The sequence below is a fragment of the Bifidobacterium coryneforme genome (assembly GCF_000737865.1).
Lineage (GTDB): Bacteria > Actinomycetota > Actinomycetes > Actinomycetales > Bifidobacteriaceae > Bombiscardovia > Bombiscardovia coryneformis.
Window position 1 is genome coordinate 502,827 of sequence record NZ_CP007287.1, and the last position, 9,671, is coordinate 512,497.

Here is a 9,671-nt window from a genome sequence, read left to right on the forward strand (position 1 = left end):
CCGGTCGGTGCAGGAAAGGCGGGGTATGCGGGACAAGCCGATGACCATCAGGGATATCGCGAAGGAGGCCGGGGTCTCCAGGGCGACGGTATCGCGCTTCCTCAATGGGGGGCACTGGGTCAGCGAAGAGTCGGCCAATCGTATCCAGGAAGTCATCGACCGTACCGACTACGTGGCCAACGAGCGGGCCCGATCCCTGGCCACGGGACGTTCCAATTCAGTGGCCTTCCTGCTTGGGGAGCCCCAGGAGCTTCTCTTCGCGGATCCGAACTTCTCCACCCTGCTCAGGTCCATTGCCGATGAGCTGGGCCGCAAGGGCATGTCGCTGATCATGATGACGACCGACAATGAAAACGAGAACAGGCGCAACCTGAAATACCTGCGTGGCGGGCACGTCGACGGGGTGCTTCTCGTTGCCTGGCATCTCGGCGTGCGCAAGGGGCTGATCCACTCCCTGCACGCCATGGAGATGCCGGTGGTCGTTGCCGAATACCCCAGTGTCGACAGTGACTCCACCAGTTATGTGCACGTGGACGACTACCGTGGCGCCATCCACGCCACCCGGTACCTGGCTGAACGTGGTGCAGGGTCCATAGGCATGATTGCCGGCCCCGAGGGTCCATCAGGCACCCTGGCCCGTGTACGCGGATACCGCGATGTGGTCAAGGACATGACGGGGGAGCCGGCCTGGATAGAGCACGGCGATTACTCCAAGGACAGCGGGCATGACGCCGCCCTGCGTCTTCTTGACCGCGCTCCGGACCTGGATGGGATTTTCGCCTCGTCGGATCTGATGGCTGTCGGTGCCATGCAGGCCTTGAGGGAGCGAGGCAAGAGCGTGCCGGGCGATGTGCAGGTGATTGGATTCGATGATCAGCCCCTGGCCCAGATATCCGAACCGCCCCTGACCACTATGCGCCAGCCTTTCGCCGAAATCGGCAAGCGTATGGTCGATCAGCTGCTCGTTCTTCTTGAGGGCGGTCTTCCGGTAGGCACCACCCTTCCCCTTGAGTTGATTGTTCGCCAGACCACTCGCTAGGGGAGTGGACGAACGGGGAACCGGATACCGGCCTGCTGCGAAACGAGGTCAACTCCCTGGGTGTCACCTCAAAGGCGCTTTTAAAGATGGTTGCATGATGAAAACGATAAACAAGACAGGTGCATTTCTGGAATCATCAAACCTAGCCCAGGTATTTCCTTATGCCTGAGTCGTCAGAGTGCCCCGGATGCGATTCGAACGCACGACACCTTCTTTAGGAGAGAAGTGCTCTATCCCCTGAGCTACCGGGGCAACGCGTACTACTGTACCACGCCTGGCGCCCATGTCGGGAGGCTCCGTGTTCTGGGAAACGGGGCACTCCGAGAACCCTGCAACCTGAATGTCTGGAAAATCCGGTCAGAGCACTTGCCATTAGGAATCTCGGCAGCACTGTGACCGGACTGAAATATGCAGGTTTCCTTACCTGTTATTCGCAGGCTATACCATCGTGGTCGCGATCGAGTGCAGAACGATACCCAGGCTGCCCTGCATAAAGAGGGGCTCTGCCAGCCGCTCGTACCGCATCGCAGTTTTGATAGTACGCATACGTATCTGGCGCAGGAGCCGACATCTGGGATCTCTGCTGAATTTGCTGCTGAGCCTGCTGTTGGGCCTGCTGAGCCGCTTGTTGAGCCGCCTTTTCCTGCTCGGCCTTTTCCCGCTCGACCCGTTCTTGCTCGGCTTTTTCCTGCTCAGCCTTTTCCTTGGCTGCTTTCTCCTCTGCCGCCTTCTTCTCTTCCTGCTCCTTATCCCACATATCCGCCTTCTGCGAGGCCGTCTTCAAATCGCTCTTGGTGCTATCAAGCTCCATGCGCATTCTTTGAAGTTCATTCTGGGTATCGGAGTACTTGGCACTCAGGTTTTTGTATTCATGAGATTCAGTAGGTTTTGTCTCGCCGCATGAGGCTGCACCTATACCAACAAGAAAAGCCACAAGCGAGGCAGCGGCCCATGAGAATTTCTTCACGGATTCTGGCAGACGTTTTGAATCCTGGGGCTCCTCCGGTGAGGGGGGTGGTGGCGTAGACTTTCGCTTTACCACACTGGTCAGGATTTTCGACATTCTTTTTGTTACATCATCCATGATGGACAGAGCCTTTCCCCTCTGTTGATCCCCTTCGACCTGCAGCGAGTCAATTACAGCACTTGCGCAGTCCGCATACCATAATACCGGAAACAGGATGCGAGCCGGATCGGCAGTACTTGAGGTGAAGCTACGCCCACAAAGCACCGGGACCGCATGCACCGTCGGTTCTCTATACCACCACGGACCCTTATTCGCCGTTTCTGGCCCGCTTTACAACAGTACGAATGAAGTCTGTTTTGGCTTCGGTGTAGGCGGGGCGGTTGTATTTGAACTTTGAGAGCAGGTCGAGTTTGAGCGCCGCATAGTCAGCTGCTACTTTCGGATGACCTTCGAGATAGTCCCGGAAAACCAGCTCGTCCCAATCTCCAAGCCGCTTAAGGTGCAGATGGTAGACCTTGTCGGCGAATCCGTCTTCCGTATAGCCCTTGCTGAGGTCGACTTCGCCTCCACTGATGTCTTGGTACATGACGAACCAGCCGGCGCTTTCCAGCTCTTCAACGATTCGCCTCATATCCGTATTCGGTCTTACCTGGAGGAGGATATCCACAATTGGCTTGGCCAACAACCCTGGAACGGAGGTACTGCCAATGTGGTCGACCCTGCTGATTGCATCCCCCAATGTGCTGAGCAGATTCTCTTCTTCCTCCTTGTAATAGTCCTCCCACACATCTTGGTGCTCCACAAGCTCAATGGGAAACAAGCGCCATAGTTCTTCCTTGCTCATTTCCGTCAACCGTTTCCTTGCCATGACCAGCATCCCCCCGCTCGGTAGATTGGATATCAGCCCAGAGACTATCCCTCATAGGCTTGATAGGGTAATCATAAGTTGCACCTGCCGGTTTCGGTGCAGGCCTTTTCCACGGCAAGGAAGTCATAAGTCCAGATTTCTCGATTGCGGACACCGGACGCGAGGAGCCTAACCAATGGATATGAACATCAACATACTGTTGTTCGAGGAATTCGAACCTCTCGACGTTTTTGGGCCTTTCGAGGTTTTCTTCAACACCCCTGGTGTCCGAACCCGGCTTTTCTGCCTGGATGGACCGCAGATGGTGTCTGGGGCTGGTCATGTTCCGGTCTTCGCCGTAGGACCGAACGAGATTGACCATCGTGGGGTTCTCCTCATCCCCGGTGGCGATGGCACACGTCCCCTCAGCAAGGACCGTCGGTGGTTGGATAGGCTCGGAGAACTTGCATCCGAAGCTTCACAGGTGCTGACCGTCTGTACGGGGTCGGCCCTACTGGCAGCCACAGGACTGCTGGACGGCCACCGAGCCACTTCGAACGACCTGGCCTTCGACTGGGTGACCAGTGTGAGTGATCGAGTCACCTGGATTCGAGATGCCCGCTGGACGGTAGATGGGAACTTCCGCACCTCATCAGGCATCTCCGCCGGTATCGATATGGCCCTCTCCTTCATTGAGGACATGGTCGGCCCTGATGCCGCGGACCGGGCAACCACTGAAATGGAATACGTCCGCAACAGGGATTCGAATTTCGACCCCTTCTCCCGGCCTGATACTCACTAGGACCGATACGGATGAACCACCCTGGCGAGGACATCGTACACGTTTCAGGAAGAAGGGATGATATGAGTGGGGAAGAGGATGTGAGGGGCTCGAAGACTCTGTCCGACGTGAAGGAAGCCGGTACGAATCAGACGCCGGGCAAGGATGATGCAGACCCTGCCGAGGGGTCGGGTCGCCCCCGGTGGTTGGTTCCGGTTGTTTCGGCCGTTGTTGTGGTTGTGTTTGTCGTGACTGGCGTGGCCTCCTGGATGGTGGTTTCCGGCGGGGACCATGACAGTGAGGCGGAGCGGTGCTCCCGGGCCGTGGCCCTTCTGGAGAGGCCGGCCGGCGGGTCAGCCGCCAGGGTGGCGCGCTGGCGGGAGGCGGCTGAGGTTAGCTCCGACCAGGTCAGGGACGTGAAGACGGTGATCGTCATGGCCAGGGCCGTGAAGAACGCCGGCGGTATCAGGCCGCAGACCTTTGGCTGCGACGCGTCCATGACGACGCAGGACCTGAAGGCTGTTGCCGACAAGGCCGAGGGTCTAAACGGCCGGTACCGCGAACTGGACCGGGCCGCGAAGGCGGTCCTGGCCTCCTGCGACGCGAAGGACCTGGACGACGCACGCACCGCCTTAGATACGAAGAAGGAAGAGGCCTCCAGACTGCTGGGCGACAGCGACGGGAAGGTGACGGACAACGCCACCCGCGAGGCTTTGCAACATACCATCGGACAGGCCGAGCAGACCAAGGGTGACAAGGCACAGGCCTGGCGGGATGCTGTTGGTCCTCTCCAGGCGGCCATCGACCAAGTGAACGCCTCCATGCAGGCCAAGGCTCAGGCGGACCAGCAGGCCGCAGAACGGGCCGCCCGGGAAGCTGCACGGCAGCAGGCACAGGCCGCCCAACAGACGGCCTCATCCTATCGGCCCTCCTATGGGCAGAACGGAGGTGGCGGCTGGACATCCCTCGCACCGGCACAGCAGTCAGCTCCATCGACGCCACGCGGCAGCGGGTCCAATTGGAGAGAAAGACTGAACAGTCAGCAACCGCTCGGTAATGGCTGTAATCCTGATGGCTCATGTGGCATTGGCTGATTGATTAAACCATGTCAACAAGCCGGTTCTTTGCAGGCCTTAATATCTCACTGGCTTTCGTCGTGGATGACTGCCTGTCTGGAGCGAAGTGCCGGTACTGCATTCGAGGGTTGTGTGCGACCTCGCTTAAGAACGCCGTTGATTACTGTGGTTGGCCTGTCTCCTGTTCCACGTGGCCAAGTGACTGATGATAGTCGGGTCTTCACATAGGTAGTAGGCAGCCAGCTCCCGGTTGAACCAGGTCCTGTCCTTCTCGCTGGTGGGCACGGTGAGTGGTTGCCGATTGTGTGCAGCAATTAACAAGCCATTGGCGGTGAGGAGTGCTGTCCTTTTATTGCCGTCGCCGAACGGTTGCATCCGAGCGAGGCCTGCGAACAGGTTCGTTGCTTTGGTAAGGTCATCATCTTCTTTTCTCCGGATGCTGTTTTCGACCAGGGCGGAGATTGCGTCAGGATCCGGGACTGGCGGCTCGTATCTGCCCAATGGGGTGCTCACCGATACGGGGTAGTGCTCGTCGCGCAGTTTGCCGGGGTCCATGGCGGCGGTCCTGGTCAGTTGTGCATTAATGCCCTTTATGAAGTCCAGGTCAATCGGGCGGTGGGCATAGTCATAGTGGCTGGTGTAATCAGCGGACTGCCGCAAATCGAGCAGAAGGTTGTAGTCGGCCTTGGAGACGAGGACGTTGGGGTTACCCGTGTGGAGGAACTCCTCGGTGGCTGTGAAAGTGGACTGGAGCCCGTCGAACGTGCGTCCCATCGCGTACAGCAGTTTTGCAAGTTGCCTGGTACTCAGCGGTTCGGGCTCACTCATACGTGTGTCTTCCTTCCGCTTCTGCTCAGATTAGTTTCTTTCAAACCGTGCGTGCCTTGCTCGGACTGTTTCCGTTCGGTTTTATTAGGCCCCGCGTTCCGAATGTGGACTCTGGTGGGCGGTTCGTTGGTAATTTCCCCTGATAATATTTCTTGCCCGGCCTCAGGCAAAGAGGTGTCAATCTCTACAGAAATGTGGAACATAACAGAGGTGCGGAACATAGGCGGGGCTTGGAATCGAGGGTAAAACCCTTGCATCCTGCTCCACATAGAAACTCACTGTTTGCGGTCTCATGATTCCGGTCGGAGTGCTATGAGGCATGAGCGATGGGACATCAGGGATGCTAACCGCAATACGAAATACGGTATATGAAGCAAGTGGGATTTCGAATGTCTGTATGCTTAAAAAGTCTCGACATTTGAGTTTCAAGCATTGATGACAATAGAACTATGCTGGTTCGAATGCGGTTTAGTTGAGGGTCATGCAAGCCGAGCATCAGCTGATCAAGTGGATTCCCTGTAAGAGGGTAGGGCCATTCTCATTGACGCTTCCCGGTCTCAGAGGTTTTGTCGGTTGTACTGCGGCCCTGGGCCATGATCTCTTCGAACTCCTCTGCGCTGATAGGTCCCGCGGATGCGGCTCGTCGCCTAGGTTTGCCTAGAGGTAGGATTTCGCCACGCTCGGCCATGTCTGACAGCCTGTCGAACCGTTCCTGCTCTTCTGCGCTCAGTTCAATGGGATTCGGGTCTATTCTCAGTTCACTCATAGGTTTCTCCTTCAGTTTGTATCTAAGATGCTGGTAAACGGTTAGCGCTCAGTTTGATTCTACGACTGCCTGCTTTTTACATGTTCGGCCTCGACGGGTGAATCTGGTCTTGTCCGGACCGAGCATGTCGCCGATATATGAGGGTGATGGCTCCTACACAAGGGTGTAGGTGCTGTATCTGATGGGGAGTGGCGTAGCGCGGTCTGGGTAAAATGAGACCAGTTCTGAATCGTGTTCGAAAGGCGTATATGGCGAAGTTCCGGCAGTCTTTTCTGGTTCGACTGGTGTTCGGCTGGCTGGCGCGGATTCTGGCCATGGTCTCCTTGCTGGTGCTGGGCGCCAGGGCACTGCCTGCCTGGTTTCCTGTCGTCCCGTACCTTCCTGACCTTGTGTCTCTTACACCTTGGCTGATACTGGTCGATCTCCTTGCGCTGGTCCTTGCCCTGACGGCTTCCAAATGGATGACCGCCCTGATCCTGATTGCTGCCTTGGCTCTGAATGTCTCCTGGCAGTACCCCTTTTACAGCGGGGGTCGGGATATCTCGGATGTGTCCATGACAAGGATGGCCTTGGGGCATCCAGACCGGAACGATGGCGTCGCCCGGGTCATGACCGCGAACGTATACAAGGGGCAGGCAGACGAGCACGCGATCGTCAACGCTGTCAAGGAGAACCGGGTGGAGGTTCTGGCGCTTCAGGAGACGACGGACGACTTCGTCCAACGGCTTCAAGATGCCGGTATCAATGAATATCTGCCCTATAAGAAGGTGTCCTCGGCTGACGGGAAGTATGGCAACGGCCTGTGGACAGCGGCCCCGATGGGGTCACCTTCCCGGGACGATGTGAACTCCCGAGCCTCCATGATGCCGGCCGGGAGCATCGATTTCAATCAGGGCTCCACCAGCATTCGCTTTATTTCGGTTCATACGACGTCGCCCACGCCCGGGTATTGGTCGGACTGGCGCGACAGCATCGATGACATGAACAGTCTTAAACAGCACATCCACACCAGGTATGTACTGATGGGGGACTTCAACTCCACGTACGATCATGCCGTGTTCCGTGATTTCCTGGGAGACAGATTCCAGGACGCCGCCCGTATGGCTGGGCATGGGATGACCATGAGCTGGCCCACCGACCGTTCGTGGGTTCCAAGGGCGGTTGCCATCGATCATGTGGTGGTCGACCAGGGCATCAGGGCAAGCCAGATGCAGACCTTGACCATTCCCGGGTCGGATCACGCGGCCTTGCTCGCGACGTTGGAGGTTGACTGAGCGGGGCCGAAAGGACCGGTTCGAACCGAATTCAGGCGTCCAGGTTGGACTGGGTGCCTGCCTGGGCGCCGGCGCTGGCCTGCTCCTCCTGGGCGGCATCGAGCTTTGCCCGGACCTGACCCAGAAGTTCCTGGGCACGTTTGGCCAGGGCTTCGCCAATCTCCCACTGTCGCATGGAGGCATCCAGGTCCAGTCCGCCGGCTTCCAGGGCCTGAACCGCCTGGATGAGCTGGTCGCGGGCCTGCTCATAGGGGAGCTTGGCGATGGTTTCGCGTTCCTTGTCGGTCAGGGCCGAAGCCAGCTCGGGTGCTTCCTGCTTGCCCTTCGTCTGCTTGGTGGATGATTCACTCATTGATGCTCCTTGTGGGATTTGTCAGTTGCTTGGTTCGTATGTGGAAGGCATGTGGGCCATGGCGGCATGGGTCGGTATCAACCGGCTGCAACGACCCTGGTTTCAATCTTCCCCTCCTTGACCGTAAGGGTCAGGTCCTGGTCCTCGGATACCTGGTCGGGACTGCTGACCACCTTGCCATTGGCGGTCTGCACCACCGCGTAGCCCCTGTCCAGAGTGGACTGGGGGGAGAGGGCAGTCAGGGAGGATTGGAGTTTCTCCACCGTAAGGGAGGCATCATCCACAATCCGCCGGAGGGCGATGTCCAGGCGGACCCTGGAATCGTCGACCAGCCGTTGGGGCTTGTCCAGCATGGTCTGCGGCTTGGTGAGGCTGGGGCGATTGGCATACCCCTCAATCAACCGTGTCTCGCCCTCGACCATGGTCTGGATACGGGATTCGATTCGTGTTCGGGCTTCCAGGACGATTGCCTCCTGCTCAACCAGGTCGGGCACCACACGCTTGGCCGCGTCGGTGGGTGTGGAGGCTCTCAGGTCGGCTGCCAGATCGATCAGGGTCCAATCATCTTCGTGCCCGATGGCTGAAACGATGGGTGTCCGGCAGGCTGCGGTCGCCCGAACCACGGTCTCGTCGGAGAACCCGAGCAGGTCCTCGAAGCTGCCGCCGCCCCTGGCCACGATAATGACATCGACATCGGGGTCCTGATCGAGTTTGTTTATGGCCTGGACCACCTCGGGCGGGCACTGCGGTCCCTGCACGTGGGCGTGAACCACTGTGAACTCAATCGTGGGCCAGCGCAGACGGGCATTGGTGATGACATCACCCTCGGCCCTTGCCTTGGGAGCGCAAATCAATCCGATCCTCGCCGGAAACTCGGGTAGGGGGATCTTGTTCTCCGCATCGAAGAGACCTTCGCCCTTGAGTTTCCGCCTCAGCTCATCGATCTGCTCTTTCAGGTCGCCGGTACCGACGCGCTTGATCCGGTCGGCCATGAAGCTGAGCCTGGTCTGCTTGGTCCAGAGGTCGGGCCGGCCATGCACCACCACTCGGTCCCCCTGGCGGAAGTCCCTGGCCTGGGTGGCGAAGGCCCTGAACCCCATGACGTTGAGGGATATGTCTTCGAAGTTGTCGCGGAGGGTCAGATAGGCCGAACCGGTGCGTCGTGTATTGATCTCGACGATCTGCCCTTCAATCCAGGCCCCGGGCCAGCGTGCCACTGCATCGTGGTACTTCTGGCTGAGTACGCTGACCGGCCACGGGTCCTCCTCGGTGGTGTCCCGTGCCAACCGGGGCAACTGGTCCAGAGGTTTGGGGGCCGGGCCGCCCGGCCCGGCTGAAACGGCGGGGGCGCTCATCGTTCCGTCCACATCCGAACCCATGTATGCTCGCACCTGTTGCCTCCTGACCGCTGGCTCCGCCGGACAGACCAGCTGACCGGGCTATGCCCCATCCGGCCTGGCCGGTGCCATGAAAAGTCCTTTCAGGGTCTCTCAATACGGGGACAAATACCCCAACGAATATGAGATGGGATGCTGTCCGCCCCCGGTTCGCAAAGAGGTCGGCAACCCAGCTGTTTCACCAAGGGCAAAATACGATAATCCTGAGGAACAGCGGGCGGAGAAATGCGCCTGCCTGGTGCAAAATCCTATTGTTCTGCGGCAGCTGGTGGGGTCCCTAAGGAGTGATTGAAAGCACGTGACGGGGAAACGCCGTCGAGGCCGGGGCCATTGACTTCTGGCGG

Annotated in this window: 10 protein-coding genes and 1 tRNA gene; 4 read left to right on the top strand and 7 right to left on the bottom strand. The window is 58.5% G+C overall.

All coding sequences use genetic code 11. The features are described from left to right. Positions 1-25: 25 nt before the first annotated feature. Positions 26-1,039 (top strand): LacI family DNA-binding transcriptional regulator, encoded by a 1,014-nt coding sequence (locus tag bcor_RS01800; RefSeq protein WP_033497528.1) that lies wholly within the window; start codon positions 26-28, stop codon positions 1,037-1,039. Positions 1,040-1,218: 179 nt separating this feature from the next. On the opposite strand, the gene bcor_RS01805 is transcribed toward bcor_RS01800, so the two are convergent. From bcor_RS01805 to bcor_RS01815, 3 genes are all read right to left on the bottom strand, one after another. Beyond that, positions 1,219-1,291 (bottom strand) — tRNA-Arg (locus tag bcor_RS01805). A 175-nt stretch (positions 1,292-1,466) separates the two neighbouring features. Beyond that, positions 1,467-2,123, bottom strand: a complete 657-nt coding sequence (locus bcor_RS07625) for an excalibur calcium-binding domain-containing protein (protein WP_148303940.1) — start codon at positions 2,121-2,123, stop codon at positions 1,467-1,469. Positions 2,124-2,313: 190 nt separating this feature from the next. Then, a complete protein-coding gene (locus tag bcor_RS01815) occupies positions 2,314-2,850 on the bottom strand; it encodes a GrpB family protein (RefSeq protein ID WP_202961035.1) in 537 nt (178 codons plus the stop codon). 199 nt (positions 2,851-3,049) lie between these two features. Between bcor_RS01815 and bcor_RS01820 the strand changes: the two genes are divergently transcribed. Beyond that, positions 3,050-3,655, top strand: a complete 606-nt coding sequence (locus tag bcor_RS01820) for a DJ-1/PfpI family protein (protein WP_033497526.1) — start codon at positions 3,050-3,052, stop codon at positions 3,653-3,655. 62 nt (positions 3,656-3,717) lie between these two features. Then, entirely contained in the window at positions 3,718-4,728 is a 1,011-nt protein-coding gene (locus bcor_RS07190; RefSeq protein ID WP_051875602.1) for a hypothetical protein, read from the top strand. A 126-nt stretch (positions 4,729-4,854) separates the two neighbouring features. On the opposite strand, the gene bcor_RS01830 is transcribed toward bcor_RS07190, so the two are convergent. Beyond that, complete coding sequence (locus bcor_RS01830; protein ID WP_238548563.1) at positions 4,855-5,538, bottom strand: Fic family protein; 684 nt, start codon at positions 5,536-5,538, stop codon at positions 4,855-4,857. 538 nt (positions 5,539-6,076) lie between these two features. After that, positions 6,077-6,304, bottom strand: a complete 228-nt coding sequence (locus bcor_RS01835) for a hypothetical protein (RefSeq protein ID WP_033497524.1) — start codon at positions 6,302-6,304, stop codon at positions 6,077-6,079. Between the two features lie 248 nt (positions 6,305-6,552). Here bcor_RS01835 and bcor_RS01840 point away from each other — a divergent pair, with 248 nt between their 5' ends. Next, on the top strand, positions 6,553-7,578 hold the full coding sequence (locus bcor_RS01840) for an endonuclease/exonuclease/phosphatase family protein (protein ID WP_033497522.1): 1,026 nt from the start codon (positions 6,553-6,555) through the stop codon (positions 7,576-7,578). A gap of 31 nt (positions 7,579-7,609) precedes the next feature. Here bcor_RS01840 and bcor_RS01845 read toward each other — a convergent pair whose 3' ends face one another. Together bcor_RS01845 and xseA are read right to left on the bottom strand one after the other, a co-directional pair. Further along, entirely contained in the window at positions 7,610-7,930 is a 321-nt protein-coding gene (locus bcor_RS01845) for an exodeoxyribonuclease VII small subunit (RefSeq protein ID WP_045921120.1), read from the bottom strand. A 77-nt stretch (positions 7,931-8,007) separates the two neighbouring features. After that, positions 8,008-9,285: an exodeoxyribonuclease VII large subunit gene (gene xseA / locus bcor_RS01850; protein WP_051875774.1), complete on the bottom strand. Its 1,278-nt coding sequence runs from the start codon at positions 9,283-9,285 to the stop codon at positions 8,008-8,010. Positions 9,286-9,671 lie beyond the last annotated feature (386 nt).